The 23,266-nt window shown below is 71.0% G+C and carries 21 protein-coding genes; 10 read left to right on the top strand and 11 right to left on the bottom strand.

Going from position 1 to position 23,266, the window contains the following annotated elements:
- Positions 1–410 precede the first annotated feature (410 nt).
- Genes ACFQ6X_RS21585 through ACFQ6X_RS21570 form a run of 4 tightly spaced genes read left to right on the top strand, consistent with a single transcriptional unit; the run spans position 411 to position 5,153 of the window.
- Positions 411–1,634, top strand: a complete 1,224-nt coding sequence (locus ACFQ6X_RS21585) for a polyprenyl synthetase family protein (RefSeq protein WP_383183696.1) — start codon at positions 411–413, stop codon at positions 1,632–1,634.
- The gene (crtI, locus tag ACFQ6X_RS21580; RefSeq protein WP_383183694.1) at positions 1,631–3,166 is read left to right on the top strand and encodes a phytoene desaturase family protein; all 1,536 of its coding nucleotides are present in this window, start codon (positions 1,631–1,633) and stop codon (positions 3,164–3,166) included. The genes ACFQ6X_RS21585 and crtI overlap by 4 nt, the downstream gene beginning before the upstream one ends.
- A complete protein-coding gene (locus ACFQ6X_RS21575) occupies positions 3,163–4,149 on the top strand; it encodes a phytoene/squalene synthase family protein (protein ID WP_383183692.1) in 987 nt (328 codons plus the stop codon). The genes crtI and ACFQ6X_RS21575 overlap by 4 nt, the downstream gene beginning before the upstream one ends.
- Entirely contained in the window at positions 4,146–5,153 is a 1,008-nt protein-coding gene (locus ACFQ6X_RS21570) for a DUF5914 domain-containing protein (protein ID WP_383183690.1), read from the top strand. The genes ACFQ6X_RS21575 and ACFQ6X_RS21570 overlap by 4 nt, the downstream gene beginning before the upstream one ends.
- A gap of 64 nt (positions 5,154–5,217) precedes the next feature.
- On the opposite strand, the gene ACFQ6X_RS21565 is transcribed toward ACFQ6X_RS21570, so the two are convergent.
- From ACFQ6X_RS21565 to ACFQ6X_RS21535, 7 genes are all read right to left on the bottom strand, one after another.
- Positions 5,218–6,780, bottom strand: coding sequence for an FAD-dependent oxidoreductase (locus tag ACFQ6X_RS21565; protein WP_383183688.1), 1,563 nt, complete (start codon positions 6,778–6,780; stop codon positions 5,218–5,220).
- On the bottom strand, positions 6,777–7,511 hold the full coding sequence (locus tag ACFQ6X_RS21560; protein WP_383183686.1) for a class I SAM-dependent methyltransferase: 735 nt from the start codon (positions 7,509–7,511) through the stop codon (positions 6,777–6,779). The genes ACFQ6X_RS21565 and ACFQ6X_RS21560 overlap by 4 nt, the downstream gene beginning before the upstream one ends.
- Entirely contained in the window at positions 7,508–8,716 is a 1,209-nt protein-coding gene (locus ACFQ6X_RS21555; protein ID WP_383183684.1) for a lycopene cyclase family protein, read from the bottom strand. Before ACFQ6X_RS21555 ends, ACFQ6X_RS21560 begins: the two co-directional genes overlap by 4 nt.
- Positions 8,713–9,978, bottom strand: a complete 1,266-nt coding sequence (locus ACFQ6X_RS21550; protein ID WP_383183682.1) for an NAD(P)/FAD-dependent oxidoreductase — start codon at positions 9,976–9,978, stop codon at positions 8,713–8,715. The genes ACFQ6X_RS21555 and ACFQ6X_RS21550 overlap by 4 nt, the downstream gene beginning before the upstream one ends.
- A 139-nt stretch (positions 9,979–10,117) precedes the next feature.
- Entirely contained in the window at positions 10,118–10,309 is a 192-nt protein-coding gene (locus ACFQ6X_RS21545; RefSeq protein WP_383183680.1) for a DUF2945 domain-containing protein, read from the bottom strand.
- 391 nt (positions 10,310–10,700) lie between these two features.
- Entirely contained in the window at positions 10,701–11,882 is a 1,182-nt protein-coding gene (locus tag ACFQ6X_RS21540) for a DUF1266 domain-containing protein (protein ID WP_383183678.1), read from the bottom strand.
- Positions 11,879–13,066, bottom strand: a complete 1,188-nt coding sequence (locus ACFQ6X_RS21535; protein WP_383183676.1) for a DUF1266 domain-containing protein — start codon at positions 13,064–13,066, stop codon at positions 11,879–11,881. Before ACFQ6X_RS21535 ends, ACFQ6X_RS21540 begins: the two co-directional genes overlap by 4 nt.
- A gap of 995 nt (positions 13,067–14,061) precedes the next feature.
- Here ACFQ6X_RS21535 and ACFQ6X_RS21530 point away from each other — a divergent pair.
- The 6 genes from ACFQ6X_RS21530 (at position 14,062) to ACFQ6X_RS21505 (ending at position 19,307) form a co-directional block, all read left to right on the top strand.
- Positions 14,062–14,997, top strand: coding sequence for a hypothetical protein (locus ACFQ6X_RS21530; RefSeq protein WP_383183675.1), 936 nt, complete (start codon positions 14,062–14,064; stop codon positions 14,995–14,997).
- 15 nt (positions 14,998–15,012) lie between these two features.
- The gene (locus ACFQ6X_RS21525) at positions 15,013–15,852 is read left to right on the top strand and encodes a hypothetical protein (protein ID WP_383183673.1); all 840 of its coding nucleotides are present in this window, start codon (positions 15,013–15,015) and stop codon (positions 15,850–15,852) included.
- A gap of 455 nt (positions 15,853–16,307) precedes the next feature.
- The gene (locus ACFQ6X_RS21520; protein WP_383183671.1) at positions 16,308–17,051 is read left to right on the top strand and encodes an IPT/TIG domain-containing protein; all 744 of its coding nucleotides are present in this window, start codon (positions 16,308–16,310) and stop codon (positions 17,049–17,051) included.
- Positions 17,052–17,195: 144 nt separating this feature from the next.
- Positions 17,196–18,200 carry an IPT/TIG domain-containing protein gene (locus ACFQ6X_RS21515; protein WP_383183669.1) on the top strand — a complete coding sequence of 335 codons (1,005 nt, stop codon included), beginning with the start codon at positions 17,196–17,198 and terminating at the stop codon, positions 18,198–18,200.
- A 233-nt stretch (positions 18,201–18,433) separates the two neighbouring features.
- Positions 18,434–18,898 (top strand): Ig-like domain-containing protein, encoded by a 465-nt coding sequence (locus ACFQ6X_RS21510; RefSeq protein ID WP_383183667.1) that lies wholly within the window; start codon positions 18,434–18,436, stop codon positions 18,896–18,898.
- A 244-nt stretch (positions 18,899–19,142) separates the two neighbouring features.
- The gene (locus tag ACFQ6X_RS21505) at positions 19,143–19,307 is read left to right on the top strand and encodes a hypothetical protein (protein WP_383183665.1); all 165 of its coding nucleotides are present in this window, start codon (positions 19,143–19,145) and stop codon (positions 19,305–19,307) included.
- A gap of 371 nt (positions 19,308–19,678) precedes the next feature.
- Here the strand turns inward: ACFQ6X_RS21505 and ACFQ6X_RS21500 are convergent, their stop codons facing one another.
- The 4 genes from ACFQ6X_RS21500 to ACFQ6X_RS21485 all read right to left on the bottom strand — a co-directional run bounded on the left by ACFQ6X_RS21500 (position 19,679) and on the right by ACFQ6X_RS21485 (position 23,133).
- Positions 19,679–19,990, bottom strand: coding sequence for an NIPSNAP family protein (locus ACFQ6X_RS21500; RefSeq protein WP_383183663.1), 312 nt, complete (start codon positions 19,988–19,990; stop codon positions 19,679–19,681).
- A gap of 124 nt (positions 19,991–20,114) precedes the next feature.
- The gene (gene gap / locus ACFQ6X_RS21495; RefSeq protein WP_383183661.1) at positions 20,115–21,113 is read right to left on the bottom strand and encodes a type I glyceraldehyde-3-phosphate dehydrogenase; all 999 of its coding nucleotides are present in this window, start codon (positions 21,111–21,113) and stop codon (positions 20,115–20,117) included.
- A 107-nt stretch (positions 21,114–21,220) separates the two neighbouring features.
- On the bottom strand, positions 21,221–22,177 hold the full coding sequence (locus ACFQ6X_RS21490; protein WP_383183659.1) for a GlxA family transcriptional regulator: 957 nt from the start codon (positions 22,175–22,177) through the stop codon (positions 21,221–21,223).
- Between the two features lie 83 nt (positions 22,178–22,260).
- Positions 22,261–23,133 (bottom strand): oxygenase MpaB family protein, encoded by an 873-nt coding sequence (locus ACFQ6X_RS21485; RefSeq protein WP_383183657.1) that lies wholly within the window; start codon positions 23,131–23,133, stop codon positions 22,261–22,263.
- Positions 23,134–23,266: the final 133 nt, after the last annotated feature.

Genomic DNA, 23,266 nt, shown 5'->3' with positions numbered 1-23,266 from the left:
CCGACACTTGTGTCCGCCCCGCACTTCTGGCCGCACTCGAGGCCAACCGTTGACTGCCGGGTGCCCTGAACCGGCGTGGCGATCGAACCGGTCCACAGAGGGCGGACGGTGAGGATCTGTTCGGCGTCGCCGACGGGTCCGTCACCGTCGTGCAGGACGCTGCTGGTGAGCCCCTGTCCGGGTCGGGTCGGGCCGAGGATGACGGTGGCGTGTCCAGGCTTCCGGTTCACGGTCCTTCTGGCTGCCGGCGCAGGTGTGTGCCGGGCTGCCGTGATCCGGTTCAGTGCCGTCCGGGTGAACTTCGCTCCGACCGGGCCCTGCGCCGGGCAGGCATATGGGCATCCGCGATCTTCGCGGCCGGAAGAAGCCGGCGGACGTACCAGCGGACAACCGAGCGAAAGGGGCTCTCCATGCTCGGTCCACGGGCGATGCGGGCAGAGACCGGTGGAGCGACAGGCCCCCACCCGGGATCCGGCGCAGGCATCGGCACCCGGGCGGACTCCGGGGGCGGCACGGGCCTCCGGACGAGCCGCGATCAGGCCCCGGACACCGCCGGGGAGGCGGCCTTGCCCGTCGACGCCGTCCTTGCGGAGTATGTGCAGGCCAGGCTGGGGGAGGCCCGGCGGGTGGACGCCGTGTTCGCCGAGGAAGTGGCCTCCCGGGTCGCCGCGTTCGTCCTGCACGGCGGCAAGCGGCTGCGAACGGCTTTCGTCCGGTGCGGGTGGCTGGCCGCCGGGGGCACCGGCGACCCCAGGGCACCGCTGCGCATCGGCGCCGCCCTGGAACTGCTGCAGGCCTGCGCGCTGGTGCACGACGACGTCATGGACGAATCGCCGGTACGCCGGGGCGCGCCCGCCGTGCACGCGGACTTCGCGCGCACGCACCGGGAGGGCCGCATGCGCGGTTCCGCCGCGTCCTACTCGGCCACCGCCGCGGTGCTCGCCGGAGACCTGGCGCTGGCCTGGGCCGACGATCTGCTCACCGAGACCGCACTGGGCTCCCCGTACGGCGAGGAGCTGCACAGGGAGTGGCAGGCGATGCGCTGCGAGATGGTCGCCGGGCAGTACCTGGACATGCGGGCGCAGGCGACCGGGTCCGCCGACCCCGCCCAGGCCAGGAACATCGCGACGCTCAAGACCGCGCTCTACACGGTGGAGCGGCCGCTCGCCCTCGGCGCGTCCCTGACCGGGGCCGATGCCCGTGCCCTCGACGGGCTGCGGTCCGCCGGACGGTGCGCGGGACTCGCCTTCCAGCTCCGTGACGACCTGCTGGGCGCGTTCGGGGACCCGGCCGTCACGGGGAAGCCCGCGGCCGAGGACCTGAGGGCACGCAAGCTCACCTATCTCCTCGCGGTCGGTCTCCGGCTCGCCGCCGAATCGGGCGACACGGAAGCCCTGGCCGTACTCGGCCCCGAGGACACGGCACCCGGCGGCGGAACGGTCGAGGGGATGCGCGCCGCTCTGGAACGTACGGGCGCGCGGGCGGTGGTGGAGGAGGAGATCGCCGGCCTCGCGGAGTCGAGCCTGCGCCACTTCGCGGCTGTCGGAGCGGATGCCCGTGCCCGGCGGGAGTTCGCCGCGTTGGTGGCCAGAGCCGCGGGCACCGCCCGCCTCCGGAACGGGGAGAGCGCATGAAGACGATCCCCGCTCCCACGGACCACGTGGTCGTGGTCGGCGCCGGCCTGTCCGGCCTGGCCGCCACCCTTCACCTGCTCGGCGCGGGCCGCCGGGTGACCGTCGTCGAACGGGACGCCGGACCCGGAGGCCGTGCGGGACGGCTGGAACTCGGCGGCTACCGGGTCGACACCGGGCCCACGGTGCTGACCATGCCGCACCTGGCCGACGAGGCCTTCGCCGCCGTCGGGGACAGTCTCTTCAGCCGGGTGGAGCTGGTTCCGCTGCACCCGGCCTACCGTGCCCGCTTCGCGGACGGCAGCGCGCTCGACGTCCACACGGACGGTGACGCCATGGAGGCCGAGGTACGGCGCTTCGCCGGGGCCGCGGAGGCCGCGGGGTACCGTCGGCTGCGCATGTGGCTGGAGAAGCTGTACCGGGCACAGATGCGCCGCTTCATCGACACCAACTTCGACTCGCCCTTCCGGCTTCTGCACCCGGATCTTGCCCGGCTGGCGGTCCTGGGGGGCTTCGGCCGACTCGATCCGCAGATCGGAAGATTCCTGTCGGACCCACGACTGCGCCGGGTGTTCTCCTTCCAGTCGCTGTACGCGGGAGTCGCCCCGGCCCGGGCCCTCGCCGCCTACGCCGTCATCGCCTACATGGACACGGTCGCGGGCGTCTGGTTCCCGAAGGGAGGCATGTACGCACTGCCCCGGGCCATGGCGGACGCCGCCGCAGACGCGGGAGGCGAGTTCCGGTGGTCGGCCGAGGTGACCGGGCTGGAGCGCGTGGCCGGGCGGGTGCGGGCCGTACTGCTGGCGTCGGGCGAGCGCATCCCCTGCGACGCTCTCGTCCTGACTCCTGATCTCCCTGTGGCCCACCGGCTCCTGGGCCGCGCCCCGCGACGTCCGGTGGCGCTGCGCCACGCGCCGTCGGCCGTGATCCTGCACGCCGGAACGGACCGCACCTGGCCGGAACTGGCGCACCACACCCTCTCCTTCGGCGCCGCCTGGGAGCGCACGTTCGACGAACTCACCCGGAGCGGGCGGGTGATGAGCGACCCGTCGCTGCTCATCACCCGTCCGACGACGCACGACGCCTCACTGGCGCCGGAGGGCAGACACCTGCACTACGTGCTGGCTCCGTGTCCCAACACCACGACCGGTCCGTCGGCGGGCACCTGGCGCGGCCTGGGGCCGCGCTACCGGGACAGTCTGCTGGCCGAGCTGGAGCGTCGGGGGCTCGAAGGCTTCGAGGCATCCATGGACCGGGAGCTGCTGGTCACTCCGGTGGACTGGACGGCCCAGGGCCATGCGGCGGGCACCCCGTTCTCCGTGTCGCACACCTTCGCGCAGACCGGTCCCTTCCGGCCGCGCAACCTCGTGCGCGGCTACGACAACGTCGTACTCGCCGGGTGCGGCACCACACCCGGGGTGGGCGTGCCGACCGTACTCGTGAGCGGCAAGCTCGCAGCAGCCCGCATCACGGGCCTTCCCCACGCGACGGGCGTGCGCCGTCGCTCTCCCGTCCTCGAAGGGCAGAGCCGATGAACCGTCGTGAACTGGATGCCGCAGGGATCACCGGACCTGCTCTGCGCGCCGCCTACGCCCGGTGCCGGTCGCTCAACGCGCAGCACGGGCGGACGTACTTCCTGGCCACCCGGCTGCTGCCGGTCGAACGGCGCTGCGCCGTGCACGCGCTGTACGGCTTCGCCCGGTGGGCCGACGACATCGTGGACGACCTGGACCGCAGGCAGCCCCCCGGGGAACGCGACCGCCTGCTGCGCCTCCTGGAGAGCGACCTCGTCCACGGACTGCGCACAGGTGCCGGCGAGGAGCCCGTTGTCAGGGCCGTGGCGGACACCGCCGGGCGCTACGCCATCGACCACGGCCTGTTCGCGGACTTCCTGGCATCCATGCGCAGCGACCTGACGGTCACCGACTATCCGACGTACGCCCATCTGCGTGCCTACATGCACGGTTCGGCAGCGGTGATCGGGCTTCAGATGCTGCCGGTGCTCGGAACGGTCGTGGCCCGTGAGGAGGCGGCCCCGCACGCGGCCGCTCTCGGCGTGGCCTTCCAGCTGACCAACTTCCTTCGGGATGTGGGCGAGGACCTGGACCGCGGCCGCGTCTACCTGCCGGCGGACCTGCTCGCCGCTCACGGAGTGGAGCGGCCCCTGCTGGAGTGGAGCCGTCGCACCGGACGCCACGACCGGCGCATCCGGGCCGCGTTCGTAGAAGCCGACGCAATGATCCGCACCGTGTACCGGGAGGCGGAACCCGGCATCGCCATGCTGGAACCGCGGGTACGGCCCTGCATCCGCACGGCGTTCGTCCTGTACCGGGGGATCCTGGACGCGGTCGCCGCCGACGACTACCGGGTGCTGCACCGTCGTGCCGTGGTGCCGCTCCGGCGACGGGCCGCCACCACCGCGGGCGGGCTCGCACGGGTCCTGCGTGCGCGGATGAGGTCCCGGCCGCCCGTCGCGGCGCCGGGCGCGGTCGCGGGAGCGGAGGGCTCCCTGCGATGAACAGCCAGCGCCGCCGGACGACGTGGACGTCACCGCTGCGGGTGCGGCGCGCCCCCCGTTGGGAGCGGCAGACACCGACGTGGCGCGAGGCGAAGCCCACCGTGATCGCCGGAGCCCTGAAGCGCGCCACCGCCCGCCCGTCGGGCAACTGGTACGTCGTCGGGGCCTCGCGGGAGATCGGGGCGCGCGACCGCCCGTACGGCCGGACGATCGCCGGGGTGGAAGTCGTCCTGTGGCGGTCGGAGAACGGCGCGCTGCGCGCCGGCCCGGGGGAGTGCCCCCATCTGGGAGCCCCGTTGCGCGACAGCCGGGTGGTGTGCGGCACGCTCGTGTGCCACTGGCACGGCCTGGCCCTGGACGGCGGGCCGTTCGCCGGGTGGGAGCCGTACCCGGTGTACGACGACGGGGTACTGGCCTGGGTGCGACTGGATGCGGCCGGGGGCGAGACCCCACTGGAGCGCCCGGTCGTACCGGTGAGGCCCGTACCGATGAACGCGGTGGACGCGGTGTTCACGGTGGAGGGCCGGTGCGAACCCGAGGACGTGGTCGCCAACAGGCTCGACCCCTGGCACGGTTCCTGGTTCCACCCGTACGCCTTCGTCGGCCTGAAGGTGGCGGACACTCCCGAGGGCGGCGGGAGCGACGCGTTCGCCGTCGATGTCGCGTTCAAGGTCGCCGGCCGACTGGCGGTGCCGGTGCGGGCGGTGTTCACGGCGCCCGAACCGCGCACGGTGGTCATGCACATCACGGACGGCGAGGGTGCCGGGTCGGTGGTCGAGACCCATGCCACGCCACTCACCGCGCCCGGCGCCACCGACCCGCGTACGGCGGTGGTCGAGGCCGTCGTCGCGGCCTCGGACCGGCGGGGCTTCGCCCTGGCACGCGCCGCCGCGCCCGCCCTCCGACCGCTTATGCGCCGGACCGCGGGCCGACTCTGGCGTGACGACCTGGCGTATGCCGAGCGCCGCTGGACGCTGCGGAGCACCGGACGCTTCCCAGGCTGAGCTTGTCGTTCGACCTGGGGGCAATGCCGAAGCCGGGCGGGGACCATGAACAACAAGCTGGGCGTCAGTGCCGCGCGGCCAGAACTGCGAGGGTGCGCAGTGCCCGGGAGCGCCCGGCGCGCGGGACTGTCCAGAGCACCTGTCCCCGGATGCCCCAGTCGGCGAGGAGCGCGTTGGCGGCCAGGAAACCCGAAGTCGCGGCACGTTCCATCAGGGCGACGGGGAGGCCGGTGCGGACCAGGTCGCCCGCCAGCATGACGCGAGGATGAGGCGTCCGCACGGTCGGCCGGCGGTGGTAGCCGCCCACGGAGTGGAGGGGGCAGTCGGCCCGCCACTCGTGACGGGCATCGACGACTCCGGCGTCCGCCGTCTCGGGATAGACCTCGTGCAGACGGTCGAGCATCCGGCGCTGGACCTCCTTCGGCTCGGTGCCCTGGTCGACGGCGTAGGCGTGCAGTTCGACCACGGAGCCGCCCGTCCGCGCGGACCAGCGGGCCGATTCGCCCTCCCAGCGGTCGAGGACGCTGACGTTGTCGAGCCCGTCGAAGCCACTGGTGCCGAGGAAACCCGCACGGTCCTCGCGCACGGGGCGGTCGAGCCACAGCCGGGATACGAGGAACGGGGGCGCCGTCCGCAGGGCTGCGATGTCCGCGCGCCAGGACGCGTCCCCCATCTGCTCGGAGGCGCCTACGACATGGCGCAGGCCGCGCGTGTCCAGGGCGAGGACCACGGCCTGGTGGCGGTCGGCCGCCCCGTCGGTCTCCACGGTCAGGTCTCCGCCGGCGGCCGGGCGGATGCGGTGGACCGGCGCGCCGGTACGCACCTCGGCGCCGAGCCGCCGCAGATAGCCGCCCAGAGGTTCCCAGAGAGCCTGCGGGAACGGCTCGCGCGGCACGTCGAAGAGGAGACCCTCGGACGATCCGAGGAAGTAGATGTGGAACATCAACAGCAGTTCGGCGGCGGACAGTTCACGCGGGTCGGCGAAGAAGCTGCGGGAGAACACCTCGAAGGCCAGGTGGTGGGCCGCTTCGGGGAAGTTGATCCGGCGCAGGAAGTCTTCGGCGCTGACCCCGTCGAACCGCTCGTACACCTCGGGGACCCTCACATCGAGCAGGGGCAGGGCCTCGCGCGGGTTCATCGCGGCGAGGTCGCGCCAGCCGAACGACGGGCTGAGCGCGACGAATCCGAGCGCACTCCACGGCGGGGTCCTCGGCACGCGGGCGAAACTGTCCGCGATGCCGTTGCGGTGCCGGAGCGGGTAGTCCGGCAGAGGGGTGAGCGCCGAGAGGCCGGGATCCGTGCGACGCAGCAGTCCGCGCAGGTTGTAGTACTGGCGGAAGAAGGCGTGAAAGCCGCGGCTCATCGTCGCCCCGGACCCGTCGGCCAGGCGGACGGGCCACCCGGCGAGGCGCCCGCCGAGGCTCTCCCCCTGTTCGTAGAGAGTCACGCGGACACCACGTTCGGCGAGTGCGGTCGCAGCCGCGAGGCCGGCGATACCGCCGCCGATCACCGCGGCCGAAGGCGCGTCCCCGGTGAAGCGCTCGCGCCCCGGATCCGGCACGAGCACCTCCGCCCGGCGGTCGCGTCCGTGCCGGGCGGCGTCGGTTCTGCGCCCGCGGGTACTCACGACGCCTCGGGCCCGGTGGGGTCCACGTCGCTCAGGGCGAGGAACACGTGGACGATTCCCGTCTGCCAGCCGCCTACGGGAACGGTCCGCACGAAGGGGAAGCCGGCCCGGGCGATCCGCTGTGCGAAAACTGGTGCCGTGTCGAACGTGAGTACGCTGCGCCACAGATGTCGGTAGAGCGCGCGGTCGCCGGTCAGTGTGCCCGCCGGGACGATGACACCCCGGCAGACCGTGTTCCACACCGCCCGGTGCACGGGTGAGCCGCTGAGGCTGTACTCGTGGACCAGCAGGCGGCCGCCGGGACGCAGGAGGGCGCGCACGGCCTCGAGGACCTCGCCGGGTTCGGCGACGTTGCGAAAGAGGTACGCGGCGAAGACGGCGTCGTACGAGCCGTCGTCGTCGGTGGTGGCGAGTTCCTCCGCGGACCGGTGCAGGAAGCGGACGTTCTGGGGCCAGCGTTTCGCGCGCGCCTGCTCCAGCATGCCGGCGGAGGCGTCGACCGCCGTGACCTGCGCATAGGGGGCCGCCTGCAGGAGCGCCCGCGTGGACGCCCCCGTTCCGCAGCCGAGATCGAGGACCCGCAGTCCCCTTCCGCCGCGGGGCAGCCGGAGGCGGTGCGCCGAGCGGAGGAGGTCGGAGCGGTAACCCGGGTTCAACGCGGTGAGCCGGTCGTACGTGAGTGACGCGTGATCGAAGGCGCGTGCCAGGTCGTGGTCCCGCAGGAGGGTCATCGAGGGCTCTCTTCGGATCGGCCGGTGGTCCGGCGGGCGAGAAAGGGGAGTTCGGCAGCGGTGCGGAGCATCGGACCCACGGGCGTACGCAGGCCGATCCCGAACTCCTCCCACGGGGAGCTCCCACCGTCGAGAAATCGCAGCAGACGCTCCATGGGGATGCGGCGGAAGAGGTCGGTGAAGAAGCGCGGCCCGTCCACTCGCCCGGTGTCGAGGGCCCGGAGCAGCACGGCGTCCATGGCGAGAGCCCGTCGGCCGTGCGGTGGCGGAACACCCGGGCGGTCGCGTTGCAGTGCGGTGGCGATGGCCCGGCTCTGGCGCTGCACGGCCGCGAACGTGTAGCCGGTCGCCGGACGGGTGGCGCCCCCGGCGGCCCCGATACGGAAGACGGAGTGGCCGGTCCTGCGGGGGTAACGCGCGTCCGTCATGGGGATGACGCCCTGCTCGGCCGACTCCACGGCGAACCGGCTGAGCCGCAGGACGTCCCCGGTGTACTGCCGCAGGGACGCTTCGTACGCGGCCGTCGTGAGGGGGGCACGGGAGAACTCGGTGTACTCCACCAGCGCCCGGTCCGGTGCGAGCGGCAGCACGTAACCGAACGCGAGCCCATGGCGGGGCTGTGGGACCCGGAAGTCCATGAGGTCCGCCACTCCGGGCTCGAAGCAGGGGACGGCAGTACGCACGAACCAGCCCCTGAAGTGCTGCAGCAGCAAGGTCCGGTGGGGAGGCGTGCCCCGCACCGGCCGGGAGTCGAAGACGTATCGCCCGCGCAGGGTGAGGGGTTGTCCGCCGGCAGTCGTGCACTGCACCTCGGCGCCGTACGGTGCGTCGCGCACCTCGTGGGCGGTGGCACGCAGGACGCGGGCCGCCGGGGCCGCCGCCAGACGGGAGTGGACCAGCCGTTCGAAGGGGCCCGAGCGCACCATGCGGTAGCGCAGTGGCGCGGGTTCGGACTCGACGACGCAGCCGTCCGGCCCTCGCACCCGCAGCCGCTGCCAGGAGGCGACGACGGCCTCCTCGAACTCGCCGGTGCCCGCTTCCCAGTAGCACCAGGTGCGCTCCGCCGGGCGCAGCGGCCCGTCGGGGGCCTCGACCAGCGTCACCCCCGTGCCGGCTCTCGTGAGCCAGTGGGCCAGGCAGAGTCCGGCGGCACCACCACCCACGACGACGGCGTCGTCCAACCGCCCCCGAACGGGTCCGGTCACCTCCTGGGGGTCCGTGCCGCTGCCCGGTCGGTCAGCACTTCGCGCGCCGCCCTGCTGCCGGAGGCCAGCGCGCCCTGCACCGACCCGGTTGCCCGATGGTCACCGCAGACGTACCGTCCCCGCGCGAAACGGGTCGTACGGCTCAGCGGCCAGGGAGGTCGCATGGCCGGCAGTGCGCCCTCCACGGTGTAGGTGGCGACCGTGTCCCAGGTGCTCGTGTCCGTGTCGTACAGCTCCGCCAGCCGCCCACGGACCGTCTTGTCGCCACCGGGCGGGCCCGCGCCGAGGACGGAGGTCGATACCAGCGCCGTGCCCGGGGGAGCGTAGGTGGGTGCGACCTCGGTGAGGACACAGCTGTTCAGGACGGCCAGGCCGCTGTCCACGACCAGCGTCGGTTCGGACAGCGGCGACCGGTCGGCAGCGTGGTAATACGTCGTCACCGTACGGGTGTCCGGTACCTGCAGGCCGGGCAGCAGACGGGCGGCCGTGGCGGAATCGGTGGCCACGACGACGGAGGCGGCCTGCCGCTCGCTGCCGTCGGCCAGGAGCACCCCGGAGTCCGTGACCTCGGCGACGGCCGACTCCAGGTGGACGGCTCCTTCCGGCAGCCCGGCGGCGAGCTGTGACGGCACGGCACCGATGCCGTACGCGGGCAGACAGAGCGTGCCGCGCGCCATGCTCCGCCAGACCAGATGCATGAAACGCGCGGAGGTCTCCAGTCCTTCTTCCAGGAACACGCCTGACAGGAACGGCCGCATGATGTCCTCGATCGCGCGCGGCGACAGCCCGGCGCGCACGAGCGCCTGCGACGCGGTGCGGTCGCGCAGACGGCCCAGGCGCTTCGCGGGAAGCAGGACGTCGCGGGCGGTGAGTGCGGCGAGAGCGGCGAGGTCACGGGCCGGGAGCACACGTCCGGGCAGCAGCTGGGCAGCGTCCCCCGGCCGTCGGGTCGGGTCGGTGACCCGTACCCGCCCCGAGGGCGTCCGGGCGATGAGACCGGGGGTGAACGGCCGCAGGCGCAAAGCCCGCAGGTCGAGACGCTTCTTCACCTGGGGGTAGGACGTGTTGAAGACCTGAAAGCCACGGTCCAGCAGGAAGCCGTCCCTGCGGTCGGTGCGCATCCGGCCGCCCACGCCGTCGGACGCCTCCAGCACTTCGACGCGGAGGCCCGCGCCGATGAGGTCGAGTGCGCAGGCCAGTCCCGCCAGGCCGGCGCCTACGACAACGGCGTCCGGTGGCGGCGGGTGCGGTCGGTTCGTCATCGGCGTCCTTCGGCTGGATCCCCGAACGGCTGACGGGGTGTCAACCCGATCACGTTCCGGGCTCCGAAGCCAGCAGCCGCCACGTGAAACGCCTCTTCGTGTGACCCGTGTGCCTACCCCGAGCGCTGTCGGCAGCCGATCAGGAGCTGTCGCGCTTCTTCCGCAGAGCACCGGGCTTGTGCACGGCGGAGCGGCCGGTCCTGTCGCTCTCCACCTCGTACTGCGGATCCTCCTTCGACGCGTCGACGGTCCGCCCCGCGGCACGGGTGCGTTCCGTGTGCTTCCTGGTGACCTTGCCCGCCACGTCCTGGCCGTGGCTCTTCCAGGTCACCTTGTCGCCCTTCGCCGGTCTGTCGTCCTTCTTCGTTACAAGAACCTCCTGTTACGGGTGGTCGACCCCGCGGCACCTCTACCAGCGTCGTGCGGATCGCCCGGCCGCGCATCCGCTCGACCGGGAGCCTGGCGTTGCCCCACGGCTTGGCCGCCGCGACCGTTTCGGTGATGGACTCCCGGGGTCGCCAGCCTCGACGCGACGGAAGAAGACCAGGACTGGGCCCGGATGGTGTGCGGACATGGATTTGAGGGGGAGTAGGTGCGCGGCCTGCCGCCGGAGCGGCGCCTCGACGGCGGCCGCGTCCACCACGCCAGGCTCGGCACCACGACGATTCGGGACAGCACCGCCCACCGCTGGGACGGCCCGCAGGGGAGAGCTGCTGCAGAGTTCAGCGCCAGGGAAGGTTCCGCCAGGGGCTGCCGTCGCTCTCCGTCAGCAGACGGTGCGCCGTGACATTGCTCTGGTAGTAGTCGCCGTAGTCCTCGCCGTCGAACCGCAGCACGCGTCCCAGCGCGTATCCGGCTGAGAAGTCCTCCCAGGAGCGGTAGGCCGATTTGCTCAGAGCACCGGCGTGTACGACGGCCTGCTCCGCCTCGTGCGGAGCGCAGAAACGGGCGGACAGTCCCCACCTGGCCAGATTCACGGCGCGCCCGTAGTCGTAGGCGACCGTCGTGGTGACCCGGCCGTCCGGCGGCAGCAGCCCATCGGCGCGGAACCGGGCCTCGTACCTGACGATGCGCCGTACCAGCTCCTCGATGTCCTTGACCGTGCCGTGGCCCGCGCCGATGTCCTGGGCGTGCCCGGCAGCTGTTTCGCGCCACAGGTCCGCGGAGGGTTGCTCGCCGAGCCCGGCCCCGAGCTGCTCACGCACCCGGAGTACGAAATCGGGCTCGGGCGGACTGTTGTGCGCGTCCAGCAGTGCGTCCAACTCTTCGCGCCAGCCGATCGGTTCGGTGATGCCCCAGGAGTCGCGGAGCAGCTCACGCTCGCACGAGTACTCGTGGTAGGCGGTGCCCACTTCGTTCCAGGGCACGCCGTTGACGACCGCCAGATGAGCCCCGCAGGCCAGCCCGTAGGCAAGAGGACCGTGGAGCGCCCCGTGCCGCAGTGCGATCAACCGGTTCTTCCTGGGGCGGTCGTTCTCCGCGTGGTAGCGCAGCCACATCGCGCGGTGCGGGGGTGTGGCCGGGAAGAGTATCTGGGCCGGAGTGCCTGTGTTGACGGACAGCAGTTGATAGGGGTCACGCCAGTCGAACTCCGCCACCCACCTGAGGGAGACGGCGTGGAACACCCACTCGGGATGCCAAGGTGGCAGCATTCCCCGGGTGAGCACCGGTCGGCAGCTCCGGCCGGCCTCGTCCCGGTGCGACCGCCACGTGACCATGTCGGGAGCCGCATCCACCTCGGCCTTCGGCGCGGCGATGTAGAGCTCTTCGCCGGCCAGTACACGCAGTTGGGCCTCCGCATCGCCACGGGCTCCCGCCTCGTACAGCAGATGTTCCGTCACGGACGGCGATACCCATGGGGCGCTTTGGGCAGGGTGGCTCGGGTAGGAGGGCAATGGATTCATGACCAGGCGACGTTCCGGTAGGGGCTGTTGGGGTCCTGCATCAGGATGCGGTGCTGGGCGAGTGACTGCTCGTACTTCACCCCGGACGGATCGTCCGAGGCGAAGTGCATCACGCGGGTCAGCGAGTAGCCGAGGGAGAACTGCGCCCAGGAGCTGTACGCCTGCGCGGCCAGAGCGCCGATCCTCAGCACGGCCTGTTCGGCCTCCTGCGGATCGCAGAGGCGGGCGCCCAGCGCGAGCCGCACGACGTTGACCGCCCGCCCGTAGTCGAAGGCGGCCAAGGTGTCGACCCGTTCGTCGGCACCGAGGGCGCCATCCGCGCGGAACCTGTCTTCGTACGTGACGGCGAGCCGCAGTGCCTCGTGGGCCTCGACCGTCTCCGACGGTGTGGACCGGCGACGCGTCAGCGCATCGGTGAGCGCGGCGGACCACTCCGGGACAGAGGGGGTGCGGCCCAGCCGCCCCGCGAGGCCGCGACGGATCTGGAGCACCGACTCGAAAGTACGGCCGACGAGCCGGGTGGCCAACAGCGCTTCGAGAGTCTCCAGGTAGGCGGCGCGGTTCAGCACGCCCCAGGGATTGCGGAGCCGGGCGCGATCCGTCGCGTACCCCTCGTAGGCGGCGCCGAGGTCATTCCAGACGAGGCCGTTGTGCACGGCCAGATGGGCTCCGAGGGCCAGGCCGTGCGCGATCGGTCCGTGCAGCGGCCCGGCCCGACGGGTCAGCAGCAGGCCGGCCTGCGGCCCGCCCGCCCGCGTGTGAGTCTTGGACCACGCCCGGCGACGTCCCGGGCCGGCCTCGAGGGTGACGGCGTACGGCGTGCCCGGATTGATTCCCAGCCACCGCGCTCCGGCCGGCCACCGGCACGCGAGCTCGTCGAGGTCGGTCGCCTCGAATACCCAGTCGGGGTGCCAGGGCGGCAAGGCGCCGGAGGTCAGCACGGTGACACACATCCGGCCTGGGGTCGCGGGATCCGGCTGTGTGGAAAGAGGCGGATTGAAGCCGGGAGTGTCCGCGTGCAGCCGGGCGACGAGCACGAAGAGCCTGGTCCTGGCCAGGGCGTCAAGCATCGCTTCCCGGTTGCCGGACAGCGCCGTCTCGTGGAGCAGCCGTTCTGTCTCCGTCGGCGGTGCCCATCCCGCCCCCGGCGCCTTCGTCTCCGTCGTTCCTGTCTGCGTCGTCACGGTTGGATCTTACGGAATGTCTCAATCGGCCGACGTGGTGCCCGTGGAGGCACACTCGTGAATGGAACCACTGTGACCATCGCTCACCCTGCATCGAGCGCCGGGCCTTCGCAGGTGCTGACCACGGGTGCGTGTGCCGCTTCGCACACCCAAGACTTGCCCCTGCGTCGTCGCCGGTGTCCATCGCTGCGCCACTCCTCCGTGTCCCTCCGGACCCCTGTACTCATCGTCACCGCGAGGTAGAGGCCCGACGCGGATGACGAGGCCGGAACGTGCCGTACACCCGGTTCGCGCAGCCTTATGACACCGGCTACGCCAGCGTCAGGCAGTAGGCCCGGCGTTGTGAGGGCGGTTGCCCCGCATGCGGGTTGGGAGCCTGCTTGCGGTGAACCGTGCGTCGGCACATTTCGTGTGGCAAGCGGTCCGGCAGCTTACGACCGTTCCCCCCCCCAGTACGCTTCGGCCCGCTGCACGGGCCCCCTTTACCCACGTGACACCAGCCACGGAATGGCTCCGACTACCAAGAGAATGGCGCACAACCGCACGGTCATTCCTGTACTGCCGATCGCCAACCGAATCGTGCGCCACATTTCCTTGCTGTGCTGCATCTGAAACCCTCCCGCATCGCGCCGATTTTCCCTGAGTGGTGCCCCCGGACCTGCGGTGGCCGTTTCAGATTGCCTGGAAAGCGGTGCAAGAAATTGGAACGTGCCGGAAAGCAACGGAACTTCGCAGGCCCTGCCGAGGATGTGCACGGCGTGCCATACTTGCGCTGCGGTTCACAGCTTGATGGCTGGCACCCTGGGGAGGAGCCTTTGCCCGTAACCGAGTTGCCCGGGCCCGATGTGCTGCCCCCCGGTCCGGTGCGGACGCTCACAGCGGAGTTGCACCGGCTCTACCAGCAGGCGGGACTGCCGTCGGGACGGGACGTGGAGAGCTGGGTCAAGAGGGACCCGCGCTGCACCGACTCCGTGAGCCACACGACGTTTCGTACGATGCTGCTCGGAACGGTGCTGTCGAGCTGGGCCAAGTGGGAGTGCGTTGTTCACGTCCTGGCAGTGCGTGCGATCGGTTCTTGTGATCCCGAGGCGCAGTTGGAGCGCTTTCATGCCCTGTGGCTCACAGCGTCGTCCTCCGCGGAGCATCTCGATGCCTCGGTGGATCCACCCGGCAGCCCCGCTTTTTCCGCAGAGACGAACCGGACCCGGAGCGGGTCGTCATCGGCCCCGCGCGCGGACCCCACCGCGCGGTTCGTCCCCGAGTTCCCGCAGCAGTTGTGTCTTCCGGTGTATATCGCTGTGGACGCACCTGCCCCGCCAAGATCGAGAGACGTACTGTTCGACCGGGTACTGGTCGAGCTGTACGACCAACTGGCCTCATCACCCCGGGTCTCGGACCTGGTGCACGTCAGTGTGCTGGCCTTCTCCGCGCATCCGTTCGTCGCGGTCGAACTGACCAGCGTCGGCGACCTGATCAGCATGCCGAAGGTGGCGTGTGAAGGCAGCGCGGACTATCCGGCCGCTTTCACACTGCTCGCGCGACGCATCGACGCCGACATCACCGCCCTCAGCGAGCAGGGATGGGCCGTCAGAAGGCCCATGGTGCTCCTGCTGAGCAATGGGGCGCCCCGGGACGACTCCTGGCGCGAGTCGTACCGTCGGCTCGTCGACCCCACGCGCAGAACCCGTCCGCACATTATCGGCTACGGATTCTCACCAGCCGCTTTGGAATTCGTCGCCCAAGTCGCCACACTCGCGGCCTTTTCGGCTGACTTGAATGCCCCGGAGAGAGTGCCCGGCGGTGAACTGGGTGGAGCGATAGAAGCCATGATGACGTCCATGACGGCGTCCGTCCGGAGCCGGGGGGTACAGGCAGCCACAGAGGTCGACGAGTTCGACGGGTATTCGAGCATGCCTCCCATGGAACTATAGATTGACGAGGAATTCGTGGCACAGCGGCCGGTCGACGACATGGACATCTCCCTGCTAGCCGTGCCCGCTCGCGGGGGAGTGGTCGACGTGCCGGGGCAGGAGCGACTGGTGGCGAAGATCTTCCGCGCACCGTGCGGCCCAGGTCAGAGCCAGCACCTGCGCCAATTGATCGGCCTTCTGGACCTTATGGGAGCGCCGGACCGCGACATCGTCACGTCCGGCAGTTGTTGGCCGCTGGCCGTACTGACCAACGACGACGGCGCGGTGGTGGGCTGCCTCCTGCCGAAGGCTCCGGAGAAGTTCCTCGTCGACCTCACCGCACCCTCGGGCCGCTCGGCGGTCCGGTATCTGGAGATCGACTGGCTCGCGAATCCGGATGCGGCGCTGGAGAAGCGCGGGCTCCCGGCGCAGAGCCTGCGATCCAGAGCAGCGGTGTGCCGTGGCTTGGCAGCCGTGGCCGCCGTGCTGGAGCGACACGGACTGGTCTACTCGGACTGGTCGTACTCGAACTCCTTCTGGAGCCCCGAGGATTCCTCCGCGTACGTCATCGACATCGACGGGTGTGTGCCCGCGAGCGGGCCGAACGTGCACCAACCGGGATGGGAGGACCCCTTGACTTCCAGTGGCGAAGACGCGGACACGTACGTCGACCGCTTCCGTCTCGCGCTCCTGGTGGCCCGATGCCTGACCGGACACCGCCGAGCCGAGCACGTGATGTCCGCCGTGCGCGGCGGTACGGAACTGGACGCCCTTCCTGACCTTCGCGACATCCTGCTACGCATGCTGCTGTCGCCGGAGCGGCAGGAGAGGCCGTCCGTCCAGCAGCTACTGGGTGTGCTGCGCAGCTCCTGGTGACCGTGAGTCTCTCGGCGCGGTCGCCGACGGGTGAGCGGTAGGGGCTGAGCAGCTCCCACCGCAAGGGGCCCAGGTCATTCCGGCCAGGGCGTCCACACGCGGTCGTTCCTCAGCCCTCCCGCGTTCGTGATGGTCCGGCAGGTGACCGCGTACCACCGGAACGCGCTGCCGCACGCCCAGCGCGCTCCGCCGAACGGTTGATAACACGTCAATTCACTTGGTATTGGAATCACTCTGATGGGTCAATCAGGTGTCTGCACCAATGGGCGATGATCCATCGAGTCCCTGCGGGCAAGCTTCCCTCCCGGGACTGAACTCATCCCGTCCGGACGGGCCTCCGCACATCCCCATCTGCCAGTGGCCGGACGTGTCGGCCTGGGCCGGTTCGGGACGTCCGTGGATCGGAGCGCCCAGTCGCTGCTCGGAGAAGACTTCCGAGTGAGGAGGAATCCCTCATGCCCATCAGTCCCAACCAAGGCTCCACCAGCGGGGGAACAACCATCACCATCACCGGCGTGAACCTGGCCGGTGCCACCGCCGTCCGTTTCGGGTCCCGGACGGCCACGATCACCTCGAACACCCCGACCTCGATCACCGTCATCAGTCCCGCGGGCTGCGGCGTCGTCGATGTCAACGTGACGACCGCGGGAGGCTCGAGCAACTCGCTCTCCTTCTTCTACATCAGCCCGCCGATCGCGGTGTCCCTCGACCCGGACGGCGGCCCGACCGCGGGCACAAACACGGTCACCATCAACGGCTACGGCTTCTCCACGGCCACCACCGTGTCCTTCGGCTCCAACAGCGCGACCCCGACGGTCGTCTCGGACAGCAAGCTGTCGGTGGTCGTTCCGACCGGCAGTTCCAGCGGCTCCGTCGACGTCACCGTCACCACCACCGGAGGCACGACCGCTCCGCTCAGCTACGCCTACATCGACGCGCCGACACTTGTCTCGCTCGCACCCGCCTCGGGGTCGACGTCCGGCGGCACCGCGGTGACAGTCAACGGCACCGGCCTTGCGTCCACCACGGGCGTCACCTTCGGCGGCATCACCGCGTCCTTCGGAGTGCTGACCAGCACCATGCTGGTCGCCGTCGCACCTCCCGGCACCGCAGGTTCCGTCGACGTCGTCGTGACCACCGAGGGCGGTAGCGCCACCCTCAGCGACGGCTTCACCTACGTGTCCGGGCCCGGCATCTGACGGCGTCGGACACACGGCCGCGCACGGCTCCGGTCCACCGGCCCGTGCCCAGAGGAAGCGGTGCGGGCCCGTACGCCCGCCCGCACCGCTTCCGTGCCCCCAGCTCGCGGCCCAGCCAGGCCGACCACACCCCTTGGAGTCACCGTGGCCCCTCCCGTCCTCACCTCGGTCGTACCCAATACGGGTCCGGCGGCCGGCACCAATCCCGTGACCCTGAACGGAAGTCAGTTCACCGGCGCCATCGCCGTCACGTTCGGATCCGCGGCCGCCCTGTCGTACGCGGTCAACACCCCGTCGACGATCACGGCGACCGTCCCGCCCGGAACCGGCACGGTCAACGTCACCGTGCGCACCCCCGGCGGCCTCAGCAACGCGATCTCCTACTCCTACGCACCCACGCCGGCCCTCAGCGCGATCGCGCCGAGCCAGGGCCCGACGTCCGGTGGGACCAGCGTGGTCCTCACCGGCACGGGCCTCACCGGGGCCACCGCCGTCACCTTCGGCAGCACCCCCGCGACCTCCTACACCGTCAACTCCGCCACCCAGATCACCGCCGTCACACCGGCAGGCACCGGCGCGGTGGCGGTCACCGCGACCACTGTCGGTGGCACCTCGGGGCCGGTGTTCTTCTACTACCTCAACGCGCCCTCGCTGCTGTCCGTCTCGCCCGCCCAGGGACCGGCGACCGGCGGGACCAGCGTGGTCCTCACCGGTACCGGTCTGACCGGGACCACCGCGGTCACCTTCGGCGGCACCCCCGCGGCCTCCTACACCGTCAATTCCGCCACCCAGATCACCGCGGTCACCCCGCCCGGAACCGGCTCCGTCGCATGCACCGTCACCGGTCCCGGCGGCACCAGCAATTCCGTCACCTACACCTATCTGACGGCGCCGGCGCTCACCGCGCTCTCGCCCGCGCAGGGGCCGACGGGCGCGGGTGCCGCCGTGACCCTGACCGGCACCGGACTGACCACGACACTCGCGGTCCACTTCGGCACCGCACCGGCGGCCTTCACCGTGGTGTCCGACACGACCGCGATCGCGATCGCCCCGGCAGGTCCGGCAGGTTCGGTGCCGGTGAGCGTGACGACGTCGGGCGGCACCAGCAACTCGCTCGCCTACCAGCGCGTCGCGCCTCCCGCGATCTAGCCGGTGCCACGGCATCGGCGCCCACCGGCCCGCGCCCGCCCTGCGTCACCGGCTCGCTGCAGCCCATTCGAGCGAGCCGATGACTCAGGTGGGTCCGCCGGGACCCGTACGTGTGGCAGATGCCATCAAATGGGGCCTAAGGTCACGCTCCGGACGGTCGGGCGAACCCCGCCTGACGCTCAGACCGAGGAGGCCCCTCAGTGAAAGCGTGTCTTGCACGCAAAGTCGGACTCGTGATCGCCGCAGCGGCGGCCACGGTGCTGTCCCTCGCTCCGTCGGCCGCAGCACTCGATCCGTCGACGACGACGGTCCAGGCCACGCCCTCCCCCGCGACGACCGGGCAGCTGGTGACTCTCGACGCGACAGTGACCTGTAGTTCGGACCCGAGCGGCGGGCTCGGCGTGACCTTCTTCGACGGTACGAACATCCTCGCGACCGCTCCCGTCTCCGCCGACGGACACTCCTCACTGACCACCGGTTTCACGACCACCGGACCACACGACATCACCGCCGCCTACAACGGCGACGACACTTGCGGCGCCTCGCACGCCACCACCACCGTCACCGTGTCCCAAGCCCCGGCTCCTCCGGCCAACAACCCGGGGTGCCTGCTCTGCGGGCTGATCGGCTTCCAGGTCGGGGACGTCCACAACGACATCAACGTCAACAGCAACAATGGGACGCGCATCGACAGGTGAGCCCGGCCGGCCGGCCGCTCGACGCGCGTGAGGGGTGCCACGGGCCGTGGCACCCCTTGTCCGTCCGTCGGCTGCGGTGCCTCGCGGGCCGACGACGTTGTGGCTGCGACACCTGCCAGTCGACAGTCACGACCACCGGGGCAAGGCCACCTGGGCCCAGACACGCGGCTCGCCCAGCACATGTTGCAGGCGACGAACAGCAAGATGGAGACAGCTCAGCCGCCCCACTCCGAAAGGGACCACGATGACCACCCGCTCCCCCCAAGAGCACGCACAGGAGGCGATCCTCGCGAAGATCAAGGAGGTGGCCGACCAACTCGACGCCGATAGCCCCGAGCAGACCTCCGGTGTCCTCAAGTCCCTTGCCGAGGCGTACGCCTGGGCCGTCGCGCCGCAACACGCGCACTGACCGGGCAACACCGGCGCCCGCCACCTACCCGGGTGACGGGCGACCTTCATGCCCGGCTGCCTGCGCCGGAACGGGACGTCAACCGGCGAAATATTCGGCCTCCACCGCCACATAACTCGCCGTGACGGCTCGCCGCCCCATCCATGGAACCGCATGCGTCACCATGGCCGACCGACGGCTGGAACGTCTGTTGCTCGCTGCTGGGATCTCCTGGTCAGCGCGTACAGAGACCAGCCCTCGCCCATAGGGGGCCGCCTGATCCACCGCGAGCAGGTCGCCGCGACGCGTCACACCGGCCGATCCCACGACCACCGCTGCCATCGCGGCGCTGTGCACAACCCATCACGGTCACGTCCCCACCTCCACCGGCCCTAGGACACGCCGTCGAGTGGCCGGAGGAAGCGGCGTTCGTACCGCTTGATGCAGCGCGTGCGACGAGCCAGCTCGAACGCCTCCTGGCACTCAGGGTCAGACATGCTGTCCGTGCGGTACTGCTCGTACGTAGCGAGACTGGGGAACGAAAACAGGGCGTAGGCGATGTCGCTGTCGCCCTCACTCGGCAGGAAGTAGCCGTGGTGCGTTCCGCCGAAACGGTTGACGAGTCCAACCCAGCGGCGGCCGTAGTCCTCGAATTCCTCAAGCTTGTCGGCGTCGATCTCGTACGTCAGATGAATGGTGATCATGCCTACATGATGCAGTGAGTCGGTTCGGTGCCCACGGCGGCCCGTGTGCCGCCGGCGCCTACCCGGCAGGGGCAGGGCCTGCCCGGCGCGGTCGCCGCAGGCGGGGAACCGCGCCGGCGTCCGGTCAGCGGCCGGCGAGGAGCTCGAGCGTGTCGATCACACGGTTCGAGAAGCCCCACTCGTTGTCGTACCACGCGACCACCTTGACGTGGCGGCCGTCGACGCGGGTGAGGGCCGAGTCGAAGATCGACGAGGCGGGGTTGCCCGTGATGTCGGACGACACGAGCGGGTCGTCCGAGTACTCGAGGATTCCGGCGAGCGGCCCCTGCGCTGCGGCGCGGTACGCAGCCAGGACGTCGTCGCGTGTCACGTCGCGGGCGACGGTCGTGTTCAGTTCGACGATTGAGCCCACCGGCACCGGTACGCGGATCGAGTCGCCCGTCAGCTTGCCGTCGAGGTTCGGCAGCACCAGGCCGATCGCCTTGGCGGCGCCGGTCGTGGTCGGCACGATGTTGACGCCGGCGGCCCGGGCGCGACGGGCGTCGCGGTGCGGTCCGTCCTGCAGGTTCTGCTCCTGCGTGTAGGCGTGCACCGTCGTCATGAACCCGTGTTCGATACCGGCGAGTTCATCGAGGACCGCGGCCAACGGCGCGAGCGCGTTGGTCGTGCAGGAGGCGTTCGAGATGATCGTGTGGATGGCCGGGTCGTAGGCATCGGTGTTGACCCCGAACGCGAGCGTGACGTCGGCGCCGTCCGACGGCGCGCTGACGAGTACCCTCTTCGCGCCCGCGTCGAGGTGGGCCCGGGCGGCCTTGGCCGAGGTGAAGCGACCGGTGGCTTCCAGGACGATGTCGACGCCCAGTTCGGCCCACGGCAGCTGCGACGGTTCGCGCTCGGCCAGCACGGTGATCCTCCGGCCGTCGACGACGAGGGCGTCCCCGTCGACGGTGACCGGGCGCCCGAGCCGGCCGGCCGTGCTGTCATAGGCGAGCAGCCGGGCAAGAGTGGCGGGCTCCGTCAGGTCGTTCACGGCGACGATCTCGAGGGTGCTGTCGCGCTCCAGCAGTGCGCGCAGTGCGTTGCGTCCGATGCGGCCGAAACCGTTGATGGCGATGCGAGTCATGAGTGATGTCCCTTCCTTTCCGCTCCAGGTTCGCCCGGAGCCGCCGCCGCTGGAAGTGGCGGGATCGCCACGGTTCAAAAGGATCCCGCCATGCGGTGCCGGGCGGGTCACTCGCCTCGGGTGAAGGTGCGCCGGTACTCGCTCGGTGTGGTGCCGAGGATGCGCTGGAAGTGCAGGCGCAGGTTCGCGCCGGTGCCGAGCCCGACGTCGGCGGCGATCTGTTCGACGCTGCGCTGCGAGCGCTCGAGCAGCTCGCGGGCCAGGTCGATGCGGGCGCGCATCACCCACTGCATCGGCGTGTAGCCGGTCTCCTCGACGAAGCGCCGGGAGAACGTGCGCGGCGAGACCCCCGCCTGCCGGGCCAGGATGTCGAGGGTGAGGGGCTCGCCGAGCCGGTGCAGCGCCCACTCGCGGGTGGCGGCGAACCGCTCGCCGAGCGGCTCGGGGACGCTGCGCGGCACGTACTGGGCCTGGCCGCCGCTGCGGTAGGGGGCCGCAACGAGACGCCGGGCCGCGTGGTTGGACGCGGCCACGCCGAGGTCGCCGCGCAGGATGTGCAGGCACAGGTCGATGCCGGAGGCGGCGCCGGCCGAGGTGAGCACGCTGCCCTCGTCGACGAACAGCACGTTCTCGTCGACCTGGACGAGCGGATGCCTGGCCATGAGTGCCCGCGTGTAGTGCCAGTGTGTCGTGGCGCGCCTGCCGTCGAGCAGGCCCGTTGCGGCGAGCGCGAAGGCACCCGTCGAGATGGCGGCGAGCCGCGCGCCCCGGTCGTGGGCGGCGATCAGTGCCTCGACGACGGCCCGCGGGGGGTCCTCGCGGTCCGGGAACCGGTAGCCGGGGACGAAGACGATGTCGGCCCACGTGAGCGCGTCGAGGCCGTGGGCGACGGAGTACGCGAGCCCGTCGCCGCCGGTCACGAGACCGGGTGCCGCCCCGCACACCCGCACCTCGTACGGCATGCTCGCGCGGGTCGTGAAAACCTGCGCGGGAATGCCGACATCGAGCGGCTTCGCACCCTCGAGCACAAGGACGGCGACGTGATGCATGCGGGAGGCTGGCACAGGAAGAGGTTACGTGGGCGGTGACTTCGATACCCCCACTGCGCGTACCGAGCAGACGTCACCGGGGCCTGTGGCGCAATTGATCACGACGGCCGGCGCGGTGGAGCCATGGCCCAGCGAATCGCGGCGGTCAGTGCACGCCCGGTCGGGGCCACACCGGCTTCGGCCATTCCGGACAGCCGGGGCAGTTCCAGCGAGGTACGGGCCCACCGGGGGAGGGCAGCGACGGCGTTCGCGGCGAGGACTGCGTAGGGTGCGCGGGCGGCCCAGGGCAGGGGCGGGTGCAGCAGGATGAAGCGTGCTGCCTCGCGTGCTTCCGTTGTGGGGCGCAGTTCGCCCCGGTAAGCCGAGAGGTGGGCGACGAGTTCCTGCCGATCGCGCGGAGGATCGGTGACGCCGAGAGCCTCCGCCACTCGTGCGGTGTCGGCGATGTAGCCGTCATACCCAGCGGCGTCGAGCGGTTCGGCTCCGTAGCGCTGGTGGGCGAGCAGGAAACTTTCGATCTCAGCCACATGAACCCAGCCGAGAAGGTGCGGGTCGGCGGCGTCGTAGAGCTCTCCGGACGGAGTCGTTCCGTGCACCTGGCCATGTACGGCTCGCACCCGGTCGACCGCCTGCTGGGCGTGCTCCGCTGTCCCGTACGTGGTGACGGCGAGAAAAGTACTGGTGCGCTGGAGTCGCCCCCAGGGATCACCGCGGTAACCGGAATGGGCTTCCACCGCAGCCATGGCCAACGGGTGCAGCGACTGGAGCAGGAGTGCCCGGAGCCCACCGATGAACATGGATGCATCGCCATGGACGATGCGAATCGGCCTGTGGGGACCGAACCAGCGCGGGCCGGGTGTTTCGTGGATGCGAGCACGGGTCGCCGGTCCCGCGGGGCCGGCGACCCGTGCAAAGACGGCACTGCCGAGCCGCTCCCGCAGGTGGGTCACACCACGCGTGGACGCGTCCATGAGGCCAGTATGCGCTCGCGGACGCCCAGGCGGACGAAGTGAGGGATGCCCCAGCGGGCCTCGTTGCCCCCGCATGGTCTGGGGCGAACGGCCGACGCGAGCGGGTTGCACCGGACGGTCCACTCGGACACCC

It is taken from the genome of Streptomyces sp. NPDC056452 (assembly GCF_042796085.1).
GTDB lineage: Bacteria > Actinomycetota > Actinomycetes > Streptomycetales > Streptomycetaceae > Streptomyces.
Note: the sequence above shows the minus strand (reverse complement) of the source record. Positions and strands in the feature narration are given on the sequence as shown.

Excerpts from the sequence above, each read along its gene's own strand:
- ACFQ6X_RS21585 (WP_383183696.1), top strand. The coding sequence starts at position 411 with ATGCTCGGTCCACGGGCGATGCGGGCAGAGACCGGTGGAGCGACAGGC.
- crtI (WP_383183694.1), top strand. The coding sequence starts at position 1,631 with ATGAAGACGATCCCCGCTCCCACGGACCACGTGGTCGTGGTCGGCGCC.
- ACFQ6X_RS21575 (WP_383183692.1), top strand. The coding sequence starts at position 3,163 with ATGAACCGTCGTGAACTGGATGCCGCAGGGATCACCGGACCTGCTCTG.
- ACFQ6X_RS21570 (WP_383183690.1), top strand. The coding sequence starts at position 4,146 with ATGAACAGCCAGCGCCGCCGGACGACGTGGACGTCACCGCTGCGGGTG.
- ACFQ6X_RS21560 (WP_383183686.1), bottom strand. The coding sequence starts at position 7,511 with ATGACCCTCCTGCGGGACCACGACCTGGCACGCGCCTTCGATCACGCG.
- ACFQ6X_RS21550 (WP_383183682.1), bottom strand. The coding sequence starts at position 9,978 with ATGACGAACCGACCGCACCCGCCGCCACCGGACGCCGTTGTCGTAGGC.
- ACFQ6X_RS21540 (WP_383183678.1), bottom strand. The coding sequence starts at position 11,882 with ATGAATCCATTGCCCTCCTACCCGAGCCACCCTGCCCAAAGCGCCCCA.
- ACFQ6X_RS21530 (WP_383183675.1), top strand. The coding sequence starts at position 14,062 with ATGCTGCTCGGAACGGTGCTGTCGAGCTGGGCCAAGTGGGAGTGCGTT.
- ACFQ6X_RS21520 (WP_383183671.1), top strand. The coding sequence starts at position 16,308 with ATGCCCATCAGTCCCAACCAAGGCTCCACCAGCGGGGGAACAACCATC.
- ACFQ6X_RS21505 (WP_383183665.1), top strand. The coding sequence starts at position 19,143 with ATGACCACCCGCTCCCCCCAAGAGCACGCACAGGAGGCGATCCTCGCG.
- ACFQ6X_RS21500 (WP_383183663.1), bottom strand. The coding sequence starts at position 19,990 with ATGATCACCATTCATCTGACGTACGAGATCGACGCCGACAAGCTTGAG.
- gap (WP_383183661.1), bottom strand. The coding sequence starts at position 21,113 with ATGACTCGCATCGCCATCAACGGTTTCGGCCGCATCGGACGCAACGCA.
- ACFQ6X_RS21485 (WP_383183657.1), bottom strand. The coding sequence starts at position 23,133 with ATGGACGCGTCCACGCGTGGTGTGACCCACCTGCGGGAGCGGCTCGGC.